This is a genomic window from Candidatus Bathyarchaeota archaeon (assembly GCA_026014685.1).
Lineage (GTDB): Archaea > Thermoproteota > Bathyarchaeia > Bathyarchaeales > Bathycorpusculaceae > Bathycorpusculum.
The window spans coordinates 210,670-227,957 of sequence record JAOZHW010000005.1 but is presented as its reverse complement, the minus strand read 5'-3'; the positions used below and the strand labels follow the sequence as shown (position 1 = coordinate 227,957).

17 protein-coding genes and 1 rRNA gene are annotated in these 17,288 nt (G+C 45.9%); 13 read left to right on the top strand and 5 right to left on the bottom strand.

All coding sequences use genetic code 11. From position 1 onward, the window contains the following. Window positions 1-8 precede the first annotated feature (8 nt). The 5 genes from NWE96_03560 (at window position 9) to NWE96_03540 (ending at window position 3,804) form a co-directional block, all read left to right on the top strand. A complete protein-coding gene (locus tag NWE96_03560; protein MCW3983051.1) occupies window positions 9-809 on the top strand; it encodes a hypothetical protein in 801 nt (266 codons plus the stop codon). Window positions 810-1,107: 298 nt separating this feature from the next. Beyond that, window positions 1,108-1,986 carry a metal-dependent hydrolase gene (locus NWE96_03555; protein MCW3983050.1) on the top strand — a complete coding sequence of 293 codons (879 nt, stop codon included), beginning with the start codon at window positions 1,108-1,110 and terminating at the stop codon, window positions 1,984-1,986. 42 nt (window positions 1,987-2,028) lie between these two features. Continuing rightward, window positions 2,029-2,148, top strand: a 5S ribosomal RNA gene (rrf, locus tag NWE96_03550). A gap of 103 nt (window positions 2,149-2,251) precedes the next feature. Continuing rightward, window positions 2,252-3,364, top strand: a complete 1,113-nt coding sequence (locus NWE96_03545) for a DUF1512 domain-containing protein (protein ID MCW3983049.1) — start codon at window positions 2,252-2,254, stop codon at window positions 3,362-3,364. Between the two features lie 14 nt (window positions 3,365-3,378). Further along, window positions 3,379-3,804, top strand: a complete 426-nt coding sequence (locus NWE96_03540) for a hypothetical protein (protein MCW3983048.1) — start codon at window positions 3,379-3,381, stop codon at window positions 3,802-3,804. A gap of 4 nt (window positions 3,805-3,808) precedes the next feature. Here the strand turns inward: NWE96_03540 and map are convergent, their stop codons facing one another. After that, window positions 3,809-4,711 (bottom strand): type II methionyl aminopeptidase, encoded by a 903-nt coding sequence (gene map, locus NWE96_03535; GenBank protein ID MCW3983047.1) that lies wholly within the window; start codon window positions 4,709-4,711, stop codon window positions 3,809-3,811. A 744-nt stretch (window positions 4,712-5,455) separates the two neighbouring features. On the opposite strand from map, the gene mch reads away from it, so the two are divergent. Next, on the top strand, window positions 5,456-6,421 hold the full coding sequence (gene mch, locus NWE96_03530; protein ID MCW3983046.1) for a methenyltetrahydromethanopterin cyclohydrolase: 966 nt from the start codon (window positions 5,456-5,458) through the stop codon (window positions 6,419-6,421). Between the two features lie 11 nt (window positions 6,422-6,432). Here the strand turns inward: mch and NWE96_03525 are convergent, their stop codons facing one another. Continuing rightward, window positions 6,433-7,029 (bottom strand): hypothetical protein, encoded by a 597-nt coding sequence (locus tag NWE96_03525; GenBank protein MCW3983045.1) that lies wholly within the window; start codon window positions 7,027-7,029, stop codon window positions 6,433-6,435. Between the two features lie 292 nt (window positions 7,030-7,321). Between NWE96_03525 and NWE96_03520 the strand changes: the two genes are divergently transcribed. Further along, window positions 7,322-8,575 carry a hypothetical protein gene (locus NWE96_03520; GenBank protein ID MCW3983044.1) on the top strand — a complete coding sequence of 418 codons (1,254 nt, stop codon included), beginning with the start codon at window positions 7,322-7,324 and terminating at the stop codon, window positions 8,573-8,575. On the opposite strand, the gene NWE96_03515 is transcribed toward NWE96_03520, so the two are convergent. Further along, the gene (locus NWE96_03515; protein MCW3983043.1) at window positions 8,572-9,234 is read right to left on the bottom strand and encodes a RibD family protein; all 663 of its coding nucleotides are present in this window, start codon (window positions 9,232-9,234) and stop codon (window positions 8,572-8,574) included. The genes NWE96_03520 and NWE96_03515 overlap by 4 nt on opposite strands. A 136-nt stretch (window positions 9,235-9,370) precedes the next feature. Here NWE96_03515 and NWE96_03510 point away from each other — a divergent pair, with 136 nt between their 5' ends. The 4 genes from NWE96_03510 to NWE96_03495 all read left to right on the top strand — a co-directional run bounded on the left by NWE96_03510 (window position 9,371) and on the right by NWE96_03495 (window position 11,886). After that, window positions 9,371-10,381: an ABC transporter ATP-binding protein gene (locus NWE96_03510; GenBank protein ID MCW3983042.1), complete on the top strand. Its 1,011-nt coding sequence runs from the start codon at window positions 9,371-9,373 to the stop codon at window positions 10,379-10,381. A gap of 1 nt (window position 10,382) precedes the next feature. Further along, window positions 10,383-11,180, top strand: coding sequence for an ABC transporter permease (locus tag NWE96_03505; GenBank protein MCW3983041.1), 798 nt, complete (start codon window positions 10,383-10,385; stop codon window positions 11,178-11,180). A 62-nt stretch (window positions 11,181-11,242) separates the two neighbouring features. Beyond that, on the top strand, window positions 11,243-11,479 hold the full coding sequence (locus NWE96_03500) for a hypothetical protein (protein MCW3983040.1): 237 nt from the start codon (window positions 11,243-11,245) through the stop codon (window positions 11,477-11,479). Beyond that, window positions 11,476-11,886: a type II toxin-antitoxin system VapC family toxin gene (locus NWE96_03495; protein ID MCW3983039.1), complete on the top strand. Its 411-nt coding sequence runs from the start codon at window positions 11,476-11,478 to the stop codon at window positions 11,884-11,886. Before NWE96_03500 ends, NWE96_03495 begins: the two co-directional genes overlap by 4 nt. Window positions 11,887-11,892: 6 nt before the next feature. On the opposite strand, the gene pheT is transcribed toward NWE96_03495, so the two are convergent. Then, complete coding sequence (gene pheT / locus NWE96_03490) at window positions 11,893-13,593, bottom strand: phenylalanine--tRNA ligase subunit beta (protein MCW3983038.1); 1,701 nt, start codon at window positions 13,591-13,593, stop codon at window positions 11,893-11,895. Beyond that, on the bottom strand, window positions 13,594-15,123 hold the full coding sequence (locus NWE96_03485; GenBank protein MCW3983037.1) for a phenylalanine--tRNA ligase subunit alpha: 1,530 nt from the start codon (window positions 15,121-15,123) through the stop codon (window positions 13,594-13,596). It lies immediately after the preceding gene. Between the two features lie 259 nt (window positions 15,124-15,382). Here NWE96_03485 and NWE96_03480 point away from each other — a divergent pair, with 259 nt between their 5' ends. After that, window positions 15,383-16,753 (top strand): PAS domain S-box protein, encoded by a 1,371-nt coding sequence (locus NWE96_03480; GenBank protein ID MCW3983036.1) that lies wholly within the window; start codon window positions 15,383-15,385, stop codon window positions 16,751-16,753. Then, the gene (locus tag NWE96_03475; protein ID MCW3983035.1) at window positions 16,750-17,136 is read left to right on the top strand and encodes a HAMP domain-containing histidine kinase; all 387 of its coding nucleotides are present in this window, start codon (window positions 16,750-16,752) and stop codon (window positions 17,134-17,136) included. Before NWE96_03480 ends, NWE96_03475 begins: the two co-directional genes overlap by 4 nt. Window positions 17,137-17,288: the final 152 nt, after the last annotated feature.

Genomic DNA, 17,288 nt, shown 5'->3' with positions numbered 1-17,288 from the left:
TTTTAAGTTTGGATTCTACACGTGATAAGAAAAGCAGCGCCATTGGATTTGCCGCAGTATTCTTAGGAATCGGAGTGGTTCTGCTTGTTTTTGCTCTAATTTTTGAGTTGCAGGTTTTAGCTTTCATAGGGTTAGGTTTGACCTTTTGGGGCGCTGTTTTAGCTCTTGCAAGAGACGGAAATTACGTCGACAGCGCCCTGCTAGACAGCACCGCATTGTCCAACTACTCCACGATTGACAGAATCATGACCGACGTTAAGAACAAAGGACAAGCCTACTACATTGCGGCTTACCCAAAAGATGTATTTCTGCCTGACTACCTAAAAAAGCTAAGAGACCCCGTAGTTTTTATCTCTGAAAACTTTAACGAAAAAATGGTTGTTGATGATCTGGCGTCAGGCAAATTCTTTTCCTCCAAAACAAACGGTGTCTTTATTTCGTCACCTGGCGCGGCAATCATGAGTCAAGTGGAGAGTAATCTGCATATAGACTTAAGTAAAATCAGCTTAAATGAACTGGTTGACATGTTTCCTAAGTGTCTCACAGAAACCTTGAATTTAACCAGAAACGCGCAGATGACATTAACCTCCAACGGAGCACAATTTAAAGCCACAGGAATTGTCTTCAATAGCCTTTACGCTTCAGAGACCAGACCTAACTGCGTAGATGTATTAGGCTGCCCCGTCGTTAGCGCGGTGGCTTCCGCACTTGCTAAGGTTTCAGGCAAAACAGTGGTCATAGAAAATCAACATGCCACCCACAGCAACAACGTTAATGTAATTTTAAGTTTTGTTGAGGGAGAAAAATGATTTTTCCTCTCACAATTTCGGATGTTGGGCTTTGGCTTGCAGTAGCCGCTATCGTCCTTTTAGTGACGTCTGAGTTGTTGTATTCTTCTCCGAATTATGCATCAAGAATCGTACTCGATAAACGGTTGCTACGCCTTATAGCAATTGGGTGTGGTTTTGGTTTCTTGTTTACCGTTTTGATGCGGGTGGCAGGGATGGGTTAATAGTTCTCAATTTTTCTGCTACATAGCGATTAATTTTTTTGTGCACGTTGGTTTTTCGGTCAACTATGCGGGTTGCGGCTGGCGTTCACCTAAACTTGACCCTAACCCTTAATAGCGAAGTAAACTTGTGTTTTGGGGTTCATGGAGGACGCCGCTTGTTTGCAGTCGGACATATGGCAATAGCTTACCTGCTAGCTAAAGGCTCATCGAAAGCGCTGCACACCAAAATCAACATACCCATAATACTTGTCCTCTCCATACTGCCCGACGTCGATATTGTCTTTGATTATTTATTCGGCATCAACATACACAGAGGCCCAAGTCACTCTCTCATCGTGGCTGTATTGGTGTTTATCCCCGTCTTTATTCACTACCGTAAGAAAGCAATCCCATATTTCCTTGCGCTAATTTCACACGCCGCAATCGGCGACTTTTTAGTTGCCGGCCAACTGCAGCTCTTTTGGCCGCTGACCCGCGCAAGGTTTGGGCTTCACGAGTTAGGGTATTACTACATCGACATCTTTAGCCCAATCAATATAGCTCTTGAATTATCGCTGTTTATCGTTGCCACGATAGTTCTTTACAAAAGCGGTGACTGGAAAGTCTTCTTCAAACCGAAAACTACACATTTGGTACTTATAGTTCCAATAACTACGGTTTTGTTGCCGAGCACAATCGGTTACCCCTTCAGTCAATCACTCATTATAACCGCTCCTCTCTTGGCAATGGCGCACCTGTTTTACCTTGTGCTCTTCAGCATAGCAGTCTTAAAGACGTTAGTTTTCTTGTATCGTAAATGGTTTGGAAACAAAAATGGCAAAGCACCAATTGGTGATCAGTCAGAAACTATTGCGCATGATTATTCGCCCGCCGCAGATGCACCAAAAAACCTTAATCAACAAAAACTCTTTCCACCAAAAAACCAAAACGAACTCCCTCTAAAACTATGCTTTTCCAACAAAAACGCGTCATAAAAGCTAAAGGTATATAAGGGAATGTTGAACAGTTAGGTTGGGTTTGCCGGTCATAGGGCACGGGTTCCACCTGATCCCATTCCGAACTCAGAAGTTAAACCGTGTTCCGTTCCCAGCTGTAGTGTGGTCTTAGGCCACGTGAACCTGGGAAAGCTGGCAACCTCTTCTTGCAACCTTTTCTAATTTTTTCAGAGCATATTTAGCTTTGAATTGGCATACCCTTATAAATGAGCAACAGTAGTTTTTGAAAGAAGTGGTGTAAAAAGTGAGCTTTATCCCCGGCAACGATTCCCCAATCTTACAATTACTCAGCTTAGGCATGTATGTGTTCTTTATAATCTTCATATTCTACGGTCAACGCATCCAGATGTATGTGATGGTGCGCGAAGTTGAAAACAGCCTTCATAAACTTAGGGTCATAAAAGATGAAGGTAGAAAAATCACCATCGAAGCCATTAAAGAAATAGGCAAACCAACCACTGACCCCTCCCCACGCGTTGACCGCTACCTAGAATACTTCACTATCGGGCCCCAGAGCATGGATCCCGCAGGTATAGTGTACAAGCTAGACCACATCTTAGACACGCGAGACGAGCGATTAAAAGAAGACGTCAGAATCATGGCGCCCGAAGCAGCAAACAACGACGTCCAAATCAACAACTTAGAAAACACCTTAGAAGCAGCCATGGCGCTCAACTACATCTACAAAGTAGTACGCCACTATTACATCCAAGGCAAAAAAACACTCAGCCTATACGTAATCATGCAACTCCAGATGATCTTGCCACTGGTTATGAAGGAAGCCGAAGCATACGCCTCAGCACTCAAAGCGTTCGCATGGGGTCAACCCATCGGCGACAGTGTCGGTCCATTGATTGCCTCCAAGTTGATGCATGGCTACGAAGTCCGCAAAGTCCCCAAAGACTGCGTCGTAGCTTCAGTTCCATTCGAAGGACGCAACGCATTAGTCTTAAAAGCTGAAGGTCCAGGCGGAAACGTCGGTAAACCAGGCGACGCAATCGAGCACGTCATCGAAGAGCAGCAAGGCAAAATTGCCTGCTTAATCATGATTGACGCAGGCTTAAAGCTGGAAGGCGAAACAGTCGGCGAAGTCTCAGAAGGCATCGGCGCAGCCATCGGCGGACCCGGTGTAGACCAATTCAAGATCGAAGAGAAACTTACCAAATACAAAATACGCAACTACGCCGTCATAATCAAAGAAGACGTGGGCGACGCAGTTTCACCCATGCGCAAAGAAATCAACGACGCCGTAGACAAAGTTATCGAACGCGTCCGAGACGTAGTTAAGGAACGCACCAAAGAAGGCGACACTGTCCTGATTGTCGGTGTCGGCAACAGCATCGGAGTAGGTCAATAATGAGGCTAAGTAGCATGTCACAACAAACACAGCAGACAAACCAGAACAACAAAATCACCAACTACCTAATGCTAATCGTGCTCGTCGTCTTGGCGCTCTCAGTCGTAGCGATGTTTGTCGCGGTAGAAACCTACTTCCTCGGCGACGCCTTATCAGCCAGCATATTCGCAGGCATCGGCGCAATCGCGATGGCTATGTGCCTGTTCTTGTTATACCAATCCAGACGCCAAGCAGCAGAAGTAAAAATCGACATCCCCAAAGTCATGACTACCATCGAATGCCAAAACAAAGGATGCGCCAATAAAACTGTCCGAGAATTCCAACGCGGCGACTACGTCTTCAAAGACCTCGACGTTGCCTGCCCCAAATGCGGCGGCAAACAAATGATAACTGCCATCTACAAAGAAGTTAAAGTTAAAGAAAAAACCTACGCCGTATAGGCGGCTAGGTTAAAACTTCACATCCATCTTCTTTTATTAACAACGTATGCTCGGCTTGAGCTACCGGTTTTCTGCTTGCTTCAACAAAAACTGGGTACGCCATGATTGTTTTTGACGTCAAAAGCTCTTTGAATGCAGCCGAATGTTTTTCGGCGGGTAATACGTCGATGAGCCAGCGTTCCGCGAAGGGCAACGTGCGAAAGTTGGTTTCTATGTATTTAGCTAACTTTTTTGCAGAGTCAGTTTTAAGCGACTTTGTTTTCAGGAACCGATAAATCGTTTTTTCCGCGGTATCATCTACGCGGGCTATGGCATCGGGGTAGGTGACGAAGGGTTCAACTGCGTAGACTCCGCCAGTTTCTACCCTGTGGGGGTTAAAGCCTGAGATGCTTGGAATCGAGGTGCCTGCATGGATGAGGTATCTGCCGACGCTGTGCCCAGTGAGGTTGCTTATCGGTTTAAACCCGCGGTTCTTTATGGTTTTTTCCACCAATGCGCCGATGTCGCCCAACTGCATGTTGCCGCGGATGTTTTTTATGACCGCCTTGAGGGCAAGTTCAGCGGTGGTGGTCATTGCGCGGCCTTCAGAGCTAAACGCAGCGGTAAACGCGGTGTCGGTGACGTAGCCGTCTACATGTACACCTATATCCACTTTAACCGTTGACCCGACAGGAATTGTAGATTTGTCGTTTGGCGTTGCTGTGTAGTGTGCGGCGACTTCGTTTATGCTTACGTTTACTGGAAACGCGGGTTTACCGCCTTTGCTGCGGATGAGGCCTTCTGCTTTTTCACATACTTCGATTATGGGCATGTTCTCTTTTATGTAGCTGCGCATTTCTTCGCGGGTTTCTCTTAGAATCTTGCCTGATAGATGAAACTTTTCGAGTTCTTCTTTGTCGTAGGGCATCGAAATCACTGACGATTATTTGGTTAAACGCGTTGCACCTTTAAATGCATACCCACTTGGCAGTGTTGTCATTTGGTCTTCTTTCAGGTATCATGCATAGGTGAGTTACAACAATAAATTGTTGAGTGATGCAATTTTTGCTCAGAAATACTTGACCTAAAACTAATTAAATTTGAATTAAAGCCATTTATTTGCAAGAAAAGCTCTGTGTAGGAACCAAAAGTTTTATCTTCTCAACACTGCAATAAAGCATGGGGGTTCCATGCAAAAAATAGACGGCAAATTAAAAGCAGTATTCCTTTTATTTGTACCCGTAATTTGGCTTTCAGGCTGGATCTTAATCTGGCTAGACAATCAACTGCGTTATTTTAAAAATAGAAGAAAACACCACACACCACGACCTTAACAAAAAACGTTTATTTTAAAAGTGGAGTTGAGCAAGCCAAGCCCTGCACCGCCAAACACAAGGCACAAAAACGGCAGGTTATGCCTTGCACTTGTGGTCGCCTGACTTGCTCAAAGGGGTTGGTTTGCATCCAATCTTTATAGGTTCTCCATGCATTCCTACAAGACAGCTATTGGCTGTTTTAGGATTTAAGTTGGTGTGACTGTAAGGCTACAGCAACACACCTCCGCATAGCTGCTTGGGCTTTTGACTTTTATGATGCAGAAAACCCTCCAGTGTCATGTTAACCTTAATATTTCAAAACATATCCAGTTAGGGTTGCCTCAAAGGTGAAAGTCATGGTTAAAGCATTAAGCGTAAACCAAACAGCATGGCAAAAAGCCCAACAATTCCTCAATAACCCCGAATATTACGGAGTGGAGATTTCAAAATCAACCGCAGGCGCCACCATAATTGACGCAGGCGTCAAAGCCACTGGTGGTTTTGCAGCGGGGAAACTTTTCACTGAACTCTGTTTAGGCGGTGCAGGCACAGTCGAGTTAGGCTACAAAACCTACGGCGACCTAGATTTTCCCTCAGTTACCATAACCTCAGATTACCCCGCAGTTGCCATGTTGGGCAGTCAGTTTGCTGGTTGGCGAATCAAAGACGGCGACAACATCGCCATCGGTTCTGGACCCGCCCGCGCAATCGCACTTAAACCAAAAGAAATCTATGAAGAAATCCACTACACTGACCAAAGCGACAAAGCCGTCATCACCTTGGAAAGCAACGTGCTTCCATCTGACGCATTAATCGAGAAAGTTCTCAAAAACTGCCCCAATGTGCCCGCGCAAAACCTAATAGTCGTCGTTGCCCCAACGGCAAGCGTTGCAGGTCTCACGCAGGTCACAGGGCGCGTTGTCGAGGTAGGCATTCACAAACTCCACACGTTGGGATTAGACCCCAAAGTTATCCGCTATGCAATGGGGTATGCGCCGATTCCACCTGTTGGCCCTGACTTCGAAGTGGCTATGGCAAGAACCAACGACGTTATCCTCTACGGTGGAACAGTCTACTTAACAGTCGACTACGACGACGAAGCCAAACTGCAACAATTGGTTAAGGATGCGCCTTCGATTAACTCAAAAGACTACGGCAACCCCTTCCTAGACATCTTCCTCAATGCAGGTAAGGACTTCTACAAGATTGACCCCGGCTTATTTGCCCCCGCCGTTTTAATGATTAACAACGCTAAGACGGGCAGGACATTTAAGGCGGGACAAATAAACCCGAAAGTTTTAGCCCAAGCCTTGGGCTTCTAATTTTCTATTTTTTATTGCATTTTTATCCTTGAAGCTATGGCTATGGTTATCGCGATCGAAATTGGTATAGTGTAAGCTGCGATTATGCCGTTGAAGAGCGCGCCAAGAGGTAGAAAAGCTAAGACTGCGGCTTGGTTTAATTCAAATCCTATTGGGAAGGGCTGCTGCAAGGCAAAATAGTTGACAACGCTCATGATTACTACGCGCATTATTACTCCTAGGGCGGTGACAGAGAAGGTTAACAGTGCAACGTGTTTTCTTAGATATGTGCTTAGGTTTTCTGATTTGCAGTTGCGTGTTGCTAGGCGGTAGGGTAAGTAGATGCCAAGCATCATCGACAGTACTGCAGCAAAGTTGTAGAGTGGTCCTGAGGGGAGTTCTCCGGGGAAGACTGCGAACAACACGAGTGTGTTGAGTGCGCTTACGGTTATGCCTGTTTTTGGTCCAATGAGCAAGAATGCAACTATTATTGGGATTTCCCAGAGTTGGAAAAACAGGTATGGTGCGAAGGGGTAGGGGATTTTTGGTCCATAAACGTTTAGTGCTATTGCGAGGGCTACAAATATTGTGATTAGGGCGAGTGATTTTGTGGTTGTTTTTGTGTTCATGCTTGTTCGCTTCTGGTACGTTTTCATGCTATGATACCTATTTAAGAGTAGCTACTCAAAACTGAGTGAGTGGGGATTTGGGCTAAAATACCTATTCACCTTTACCTGAAATCGTCGCCCGAAAACCTCTCTCAACTTCCTCTTTTTTGTAATCTCAGTTTGCTCTACTGAGATGCATTGTTTCCGTAAACCGAAGCGGTGTAGCAGTCAGCCACAGTTTGGGATTACGTCCCAGAAATTTGGGATTAAATACATAAAGCTCCACTCACACATTTACGTCAAGTGAAGCGTGTTGACGGAAGCAACCATCCAATTTTCATCATCTGACCAAGCTAAAAGTTGGCTGGAAAACCAAACAACCACACTTCTATCTCCCGTACACGCTAAAGCCAAAGAACTCCGCGACAACCTCAACCTCCAGATCCAAGCCTTAACTGACGTAAGCAAACTCCTCTTCGACGTCAGCACTAAAGAAATTGAGCGGCGAAACATGAAAGTCTACAACCGCGCTCGAGCATTAAACAAGCTTGCGCGTGTGTTTGTGGATCGTTTTAAAAAAATTCCTGCCCCTGAACAAGTCGCTTATGAAGCCCTAAACAAGTATGCACAGGAAGCTCAGAAGGTTCTTTTTGTCACAGAAATTGACTTAAAAAACTGGTTTCCAAGAATCTCCCCCTACTTTATCATGGATCGTCGAAAATTCTTAGCAGTCTACGAAAAAACCAAGCAAGCATACACCGCTCTAAACGACTTTGTAACAAAAGAATACGTAAAAAGCAAAACCCTCGAAGAAGCAATGCATGAATTAAACACACTTCAAGATTTAGAAAAACAATTAGCCACATTAAAACAGGACAAGGACAGCATAAAAAACGAGCGAGTTCCACTTGAGCAGGAAATTGCTGAATTGGAAAAACAAATCGAGGAACTCAAAAGCAAAGGACCCATCGACAAACTCAACCTCGTCAACGCCGAAATCGAAAACCTCAACAACGAACTAAAAAACACGCTCCGCCATCTTCAAAAACCCTTTATAAAGATGCAGGCGCTTGCCACTTCTGGAGGCGGAGGCGGCATAACACCCGATGAACTCAAAAAAATCAACCAGTATTTAGACAACCCTTTTGATGCGCTTGTTACTGAAAAGTCAGGTTACCCCGAATTAAGGGAGATACTGGAAAAACTTGAAGGCATGCTTGCCAAGGACACGCTTAAGCTTAAAACCGACAAAGCCCGAAAAGCCGAACAAACAATTGATGAAATACTGCACAAAAACATCTTAGACAGCCTACAAATCCGCTGTGTTGAGATGGCAACGAACCGCGACCAGTTGGTGCTGTCATCGAAGATGGATGAAATAAATCGGAATATAGCCCAGTATCAGGATCAGCTTAACTTGCTTAAAGCGCGGAAAACCAGCGTAGAAACCCATGAAACAGTCAAAACCAACACGTATCAGGAAACGGTGGATAAAATAAGCAACCTTAAACGTTCCATCGAGCGGGACGTTTATGCGGCTACGGGTAAAAAAATTCAAATTACCTAATGTTGGACTTCGTAGATCAGCAAGGCATGCCCTTTCACTTTTTTAGTTTGTATAAGCCGTAGTTTTACAGGCTGGTTTAAGCTTCGAAAGAGACCTACTGCTTTTTTGCCCACAATTTGAGGGGCAACAAGCAGGTGTACCTCCCTCACTAAGCCTTGTTCTAAGAGTACACTTGCTAAAACTCCGCCTGTATCCGTCGTTATCGTCTCAAATCCGTAGCGCCTGTTGAGTTCTTCCAGCGCTGATCTGTAATCTACGTGGTCGTTTCCTGCAAGGATGTAGTCGTAGTTGCGTTCCTTTAGATACGTTAAATAAGCTTTTGGGGTGGTGCTCGAAACCAGTATTATAACGTCTTTGCAGTATTCTGATTGTCTATAAACATGCAGCAACCCCATGAGTTTAGCTCGGCTATCGGCAATAACCCAGTATGGTCGATAATCGTCTTCTTTTATTGTTGGCTTCACGCAGTCACTGGGCTGCTCCTCTGGAACCGTTTTCATAAACAGTTCTATGCCCGATTTTGCGGTATCTGAACCCGCAAGCATAGCCTGCGCGTCTATTCTGCTTGCAACTTTGTAATGCAGCGCTATGTCCACGTCGAAATCCTTAATTGCGCCATCAACGCTAACTGAATTATACACGACCACTTTTGGCAACATACCTAAAATTGTTGTGTACTGTGTATTTGAGGCTTTTTTGGCATGTTAACGCCTAAAAACAGCCCAAACAAAACCTGATGAATGGTTACTATACACTGGCTTCAAACAAAAAACCGCTCGACAGAGGCCTAAACGGTTGCAGAATGAAAATGCCATCCAAGCAATCAACCTGACAAAAACGTTCAGAATTAAGTCACCCCAAAGTAGCGGTCACTTTGGGCGAAGGAAAACAATGTCAGTAAACGCCGTAGACAACCTTAACCTGACCATAAAGAGGGGGCAACTCTTCGGTTTGCTGGGACCCAACGGCGCAGGCAAAACCACCCTCGTCAAAATGCTATGCACCTTGCTCCCGCCTGACAGCGGCACCGCCACAGTCAACGGCTACGACATAGTCAAGCAGCCCATGCAAGTCAAACGCTCGCTGGGCACCCTTTTTAGTGTGGGCGAAAGGGGATTTTTTTGGCGGCTAAACGGGTACCGCAACTTGGAGTTCTTTGCAGCCATCTACAACGTACCACGCGCCAAACGCCAGGAACGCATCATGGAGGTGCTGAAGTTGGTTGGTTTGGAGGGCAGCGCTTTTGACATCTACCAACGGTATTCGGGCGGCATGAAACGCAAACTCGCTTTAGCCCGAACGTTGTTGGCTGACCCGCCGATATTGCTGCTGGATGAGCCAACCGTGGGCTTAGACGTGATTTCTTCTCGCAACATCCGCGAGTTTGTACGCAACACAGTAAAAGAAACAGGCAAAACAATACTCTACACAACCCACTACATCGAAGAAGCAGCCCACATCTGCGACCAAATCGGCATCCTTCGCCGAGGCCGCCTCATCGCCTGCGACACCCCAAACGCAATCCGCGCCATGATCAAACAAAATGAACTTGTCTACATAGTTGTGGAAGAAATCACCCCCGACCAAATCGAACGAATGCGCCTACTGCCAGCAGTGACAAGCTTAACCGAAAATGACGAGTACGCCCTGGGTAACCAGAAGGGGTTCTGTCTTGAACTGAGAAGCGTTGACCAATTCCCCGCAATCTTTGACTTTCTGTTTAAAGAAAAAATTAAGCTGGTGAACTTTCGCCGCGAAGAACCCACCTTGGAAGATGCGTTTATTGAGTTGACTGGGAGGCCATAGCGTGGGGTTTTGGGCTGAGCTGGAAAAAATCTATTACTTCATGAAACGCGACATCATCAGCTTCAGCACCTACAAAACCAACATCGCCATCCTCGTCGCCACCGCACTCTTCGGCGCATTATCTTTCGCGTATTTGGGCTCTAATGCTTCGATGCAGGCAGTGCTGCAACTCTACAACATGGACCTAACCACTTATCTGCTCATCGGTTTAGCGTTTAACAGTTACCTCAGCCAAAGCCTCACGCTCGTCCAGAAAACCATCAACCCATGGGCGCTTGAAGAAGTGTTGGTTTCCCCGACCAGTTTGCGCACGTTTATCGTGGGGAGTTCGCTTTGGGGGTTCATCTGGAGCACAGCGGTCGTGGTGGTTTACCTTGCCATCGGCGTATTCGTTTTCGGCATCTCACTTAACATTAACGTGTTGGGGACGCTGATTGTTTTGGCGCTGGGTATCGGATCCTTCATTGGCTTTAGCATGATAGGCGCAGGCATCCTCATCTTAACCAAACAAGGCGACCCCGTAACTGCACTCATAACCATAGCCACCACGCTCTTTGGCAACGTCCTCTTCCCCCCGCAAGTCATGCCCGCCGCGCTCCAAGCCATCTCATACCTGCTACCGCAATACTACTTCTTCACTTCGATTCGGCTGATGCTGACGGGTTGGACGATATCTATGATATTGCCGTATCTGCTGGTTCTGGCTTTGATGTGCGTAGTTATCTCGCCGCTTGGGTACGGAGTGTATGCTTGGTGTCTAAAAACAGCGCGCAAAAACGGGACACTATCATGGTTTTAGTGCTAAATTGTGGTAAAAAATAAAAGGATGTTACATGTTAAATATTACATGTGAGATGTTAAATGAAAGTAATTCAAACAACAATATCCGAGGCTGAGCATAAGCTACTAGAAGAATACGCAAAAAAGAACTCCAAAAGCATCAAAGAGGTCGTCCGCGAAGCAATACGAACAACAATAGACGGCACGGTAAACCCTGACGACCCAGTTTTCACGAGTCCACCTAGCTCCAAGCGAACCGGAAAAGTAGACCACGGCTCAATCGAGCACGATAAACACCTCTACGGTGAAAAAGCGTGATATTCATCGACACCAGTGCTTGGTATGCGATGGAAGTAGAAGACGACCTAAACCATAAAGCAGCTAAGGATTTTCTTACGAAAATTGCGTCAGGAAAATATGGCATGGCAATAACAACCGATTACATAATCGACGAAACACTCACTTTGTTACGAACAAGAAGAAACTTAGAGTCTGCGCTTTCTTTCATTACCAAAGTGACAAAGAGCAAAAGCATCAGAGTATTTTGGGTAAATGAAGACCACTTTCAGAAAGCACTCGAAGTATTCAAAAAATCTAACAGCAAAACCTGGAGCTTTACAGATTGTACAAGCTTCGCTCTAATGAGAGAACTAAACGTTAAAGAAGCATTTAGTTTCGACGCCCACTTTAATCAAGCAGGTTTCAATATGCTTCCAAAAGAATAAAAAAAACTACTTTTTATAAAAAAGAATTCTGCTAAAGTCAATTTCAAATGCTGCGGCAGGATTTTCAAGTTTCCACGCTTCAAGCACCGCCGGGTTAACTTCGCCCACAACACCCACCTCAACGCCTCCTGCGAGAACTTTGCCAACTCTGCCCTCGATAAAGCTGGGATGAGATGTCTCCTTGATTTGCCACTCAACACCGAAATTCGCCATAAACGAGTCCAAGGCTGATTTGATTTCGCTGAAACTCGCGTTCGGGTGCGCTGTCACTGCGGCAAGCCAGTCTTCGTCGCGTGTCCGCGTCTCCTTTGTCTCGTCTGGCAATGTGACTTTGCCTAGTTCGAAGATTTTTTGGGGAAACTCGACGGATTGGTTGATGCTGAGGAACTCCATGAGGCTGGGAAGCAGCCAGTTGCGAAGGCACGTCATGGTGATGACTTTGGGGTTGGATACCTCTATGATTTTGGTGGGTTGCACCTGCATTTTCTGGAAGAGGGTTTCTTGGTTGGTGAGGGTGGTGTTGAAGACTTCTTGGTAGCCAAGCCCAACCATCAAATCTCGCGCCACATCGATTAGGCGCTGGTCAGGTTTTGCTTTGCCGGTGGTGGGCAATTCACGCCAGAGCGGCTCGATGTTGTTGTAGCCGTATGCGATGGCGACATCTTCGATTATGTCTACTTGGTGCATGACGTCCACGCGGTAGCAGGGGACCAAAACGGTAAGGCATTCAGTGGAGACTTTTTCGACGTCCAACCCCGCGGTCATTAGGGCATCAGATATCTGCTCTGCAGACAACTTCAACCCTAAAAGGCGGTTGGTTTCTTTTACGTTCAACTCGAAGCGTCGGTTACTAAAATCAGGCGTAACAACCGTGTCTTCGGTGTATTCTGAGCTTTTTGGATAGTGGATGGTGGTGCTGTAGGCTTTTCCGCCGCGGTCGATGAGCGCCAAAGTCACCAAGTTCAGTGTGTTAAGGACGGTTTTGTGTAGGGTGCCTGTGACTTCAACTAGCAGATTGCGGGAATCCTCGGTGATTTTGCCCAAATCGTTACTGTTGATTATAGGCGGGAAAGAAAGCACTTTACCTTCGCTGTCATAGAGCATGGGGTAAAGCGGGTTCTTTTTAACGATGTGACCGTGTTCTTGACCTTTGGGATGCTTCTCGAGAATCTCATCTAAACCCATTTTCTCAGAAAAACCCAGCGGAACAAACCGCACCTCAGCTGGCTTAACCGCGGTATATTCAATCGGCGGTTTGATTAAGTCGAGGTTGTAGATGCCGATGCTAGTTTTCTGGCGGCTTCGACCGTGAGTTTGGTCGAGTTTGTCTTGGAGGTGCATGATTCCTTTGATGATGCCGTCAGAGAGGTGTATGTCTTTAACGACGGCGCAGCAGATGTAGGGACGGATGCCAAACAAGTTCGGGTTAACATTCACTTCCAGAACTGATTTCCCCGCGGAGTATGCTTTGATGCCTTTTTCTTGCCCCAAATACCCTCGAAGCGCACGGCTCAAACCCTCCACGCTCCAGAGGTCAGGCCTGTTAGTGTCCTTCATTTCGATGCTGACAGAGCCCTCTTTTTCGTCGAAGCCCTTCACTTCAGCTTTAACGTATGCGAGTATGTCGTCTAATTTTTCCATGTTTCCGTTTAGGTTAACGTTGAGTAACCGTTGCAGTTCCAAGTAGTCTACATCTATTGTCGGCATCTATGTCACCTGCTTTTTGCGTAGCCAATCAAGGTCTTGGCTAAAAATCATCCGGATATCGCTGATTCCCGAGCGCATCATGAAAAGGCGATCCACACCCAACCCCCACGCAATAACCGGAACTTTAACACCCAACGGTTGCGTGACTTCAGGACGGAATATACCTGAACCGCCGAATTCGATCCAGCCATAACCCTCTTTGTAGGCGCTGAGTTCCACGCTTGGCTCGGTGAAGGGGAAGTAGTCGGGTTTGAAGCGAACTTTGTCTGCGCCAGCAATTTCCAACGCGAACTTGCCTAACACACCCAGAAGGTCACGAAGAGTCAGGTTTTCGTCGATTATGATGCCTTCCACTTGGTTGAATTCGCTTAGGTGGGTGCGGTCAGTGATTTCGGGTCGGTAGACGCGGGCTATGCTGAAGTGGCGGCTGGGCACCTCAAACTTGCCTGCTTCCAACGTGCGGGCGCTCAGGCATGTGCCATGTCCCCGCAGAATCAAACGTTGAGCCGCTTCAAGCGAGTAATTGTAACCCCAACCTGTGGAGCCTGTCTTCCAACCGTTTTGGTGCGTCTGCTTAACTTGCTCAAGAGCTGTGGCGTGGCTTCCTACATCGCCATATTTGGGGTCTTTAATGTAGTAGATATCGCTTGGCTCCCGCGCTGGGTGGTCTTGTGGCACGTTGAGGGCGTCGAAGTTGAAGAAGCTGGTTTCCACGGCTGTGCCTGTCATTTCTTGGAAGCCCAACTGCACCAGTTTAGCTCGGACTTCGTCGAGAAAACTCAGGTATGGATGTTTTTTGCCGGGCCAAGTTTTGGCTACAGGTGCTTCTATGTTGTATTTTTGGAGTTTGACTTCGCGCCATTTGCCTGTGATTATGAGTTCAGGCGTTAGTTTGGTGACTTCTGGCGTTGCAGTGGTGGCTTCGGATGCGGCTTTTTTGCCTTCAGGGGTGATTTTGAGGACGCGGCTTGTTTTGGGTTCAATTATGGCAAGTTTACGTTTCTTTAACTGCTCCGCTGCCTCTTTTAGGACGTCGCTTAAGTCATCAAGCACCACTTGCTCTTTGCTGGCGACGTGTTTGAGGAGTGTTTCGTCGCAGCCCTCTGGAATAATTGCCTGATGCAGAAACGTTTCAGAAATGTTCAGCGTGTTATCCTGTGAAGAGTAGATTGCCCATTTCTTTCGGATTACCCAGCCCTGCGCGATTTGAATTAATTGCTGTTCAAGTCCTGCTTTTTTGGCTGCTTCACGTAAGTCGGCTTTGCCGCCCATTTCTGCCACAGCGTGAATCAGTTTTCGTTCAGGCAGGCCGTTTTGGGCGTAGGATTTGCCTTCGGCTGTGAGTTTTATGATGTTTTGGGTGGCTGCCTGTATGGTTAGCAGGTTTTTTTCTTGCAGGGTTAATGCGGAGCGCATGACTGCGGCGTCTGGGAAACCGCAGGTTTGGACGAGTTGCTCTACTGAGGCTTTCCCGCCTTGTTGATCTATTGCGGAGAGGATTTGCTGTTCCTGCGCTCTAAGTTCAACCATACATATGCAACCTTGTTTTAGCGTGTTCCTTGTTGGTTAAAAGTAGTTCTTTCGCCTCAAATAAAAGCATGCTGATTCTTTCTGCACAGCAAATCAAAAGCTAACTTGTTATCCACATTATTAATAGCGTCCTTCAAAATTGTGATTCCTTATGTATGCGCACAAATTGTTTTATTTCGTCGAAACTATGTTGGCTGTAATGACTCCTAAGAATGCCTACGATTAAAAATGAACTGCCCGACTGCTGGATGATTCATCGATGAACCTATACGCTATACTAACTTTATTCGCAAGCACAATCTCCATAACAGTTGGTATAAGCGTATTTCTTCTAAACAGAAAGGCAAAACTAAACAGACTATTCTTAGTCATGATGATTTTCAACTCGTACTGGGCATTCTGTCTGTTCATGATGTCTCAGTCACCCACCCTTGAAGGTGCCCTTTTTTGGCAAAAAGTCCTCTTCCTTTGGCCCTTCACTATGTCGCTTCTGTTGCACTTTACGTTAGTCTACACAGAAAGCAACTTTTTGAAAAGCAAACTCATCTATGTCGCGTTGTATTTTCCTGCTTTGTTCTTTTCGCTGATTGATTTAACTAACCCAAACGTGATTAGCACCACACATGTTTTGAAATACTGGGGTTACCAGAACACACTACCCGCCAATTCATTGCTGTGCTGGATGGATAACATTTGGGCGTGTTCATTTGCCGTTTTAACGATCATTCTTTTTGTTAGATATCATAATCATTTGACTGATAAAATTAAGAAGCAGCAAGCAAAATTTGTTGCCTTAGCTTTCACTATCCCTATATTTTTCGCCTTGGTAACGGATTCTCTGTTTCCTTTTGCAGGAATAGATTTTCCAGGGTTAGGCGCAATATCCTGCAGCATAACCGCGTTTTTGGTTGCCTATGGAATGCTCAAGTACGAGTTGTTCAGTTTTAGGCCTGAAATCGCTGCGGAAAACATTTTTTCCACAATGTCTGATGCAGTTATCCTGGTCATGCTTGACGGTACAATCATGAAAGTCAACAAAGCTTTCCATGATTTAACAGGGTACAGCGAAAAAGAAGTTGTGGGAAAACCACTAAATGAATTGCTTAGTGAAGCAAAAACGGTAGACAACGAAAACTCTACTCCAAGGATACTTGAAAACCTTGCTAATGTACGAGAAATAAGAAACTATGAATTATCATTTCACACAAAGACGGGGGAAAAACGTTTCGTCACTGTATCCTGCTCTATTGTATCTGATACTGGGGGGAAAGATGTTGGTGCAGCCTTTGTTCTGCGGGATGTGACTGAACGGCGGGCTATTGAGCAAAAACTGCTCAAAGCGGAACGGTTCGCGTCGATTGGGGAGCTGGCAGGTATGCTGGGACATGATTTGCGTAATCCGCTATCAGGCATAAGTGGTGCCAGTTTCTACTTACGCCGAAAACTGAACGGTAAACTTGACTCTCAAGAAAAAGCCATGCTTGACAGCATAGATAAAAGTATAGAGTACTCTAACAAAATCATCAACGATCTCTTAGATTATTCAAGCTGCTATTCTGACGAAGTCAAATTGGAGTTATCGCAGGTACACCTAAATCCCTGGTTAAAGCGGCACAGGCACTTTCAGTGAAACCACAAAACATCGATTTAGAAGATGAAACAGAGGATTCGCCGCAATTCTACGTTGACGAAGTTAAGATTTGCCGATGCTTCATCAACATCCTCAAAAACGCTTTCGATGCCATGCCAAACGGGGGTCAGGTGAGAATAACAAGTAAAGCTGAAGCTGACAAAGTTACATTCAAGTTCAAAGACGGCGGTTGCGGTATGAGTAAAGAAACCATCGAAAAACTCTGGACCCCCCTGTTCACCACTAAAGCCAAAGGCATGGGGTTTGGCATGATCATCTGCAAGAGAAACGTCACGGCGCATGGCGGGAAAATTGGTGTTGAAAGTGTTGTGGGTCAGGGGACGACTATAACGGTGGAGTTGCCGTTGGGTCTTAAGCCTTAAGGGCAAACGTGTAGGTGAAAGATAAGCCCGATCAAACTATTCAGGTTCTGAATAACTGTTATTCCTACACATTCACACATATCGTTTTATTGAATTTTTAACGCTGTCTAGTTTCATAGCACACAACATCACCCGCACCCTACACTTTGGAG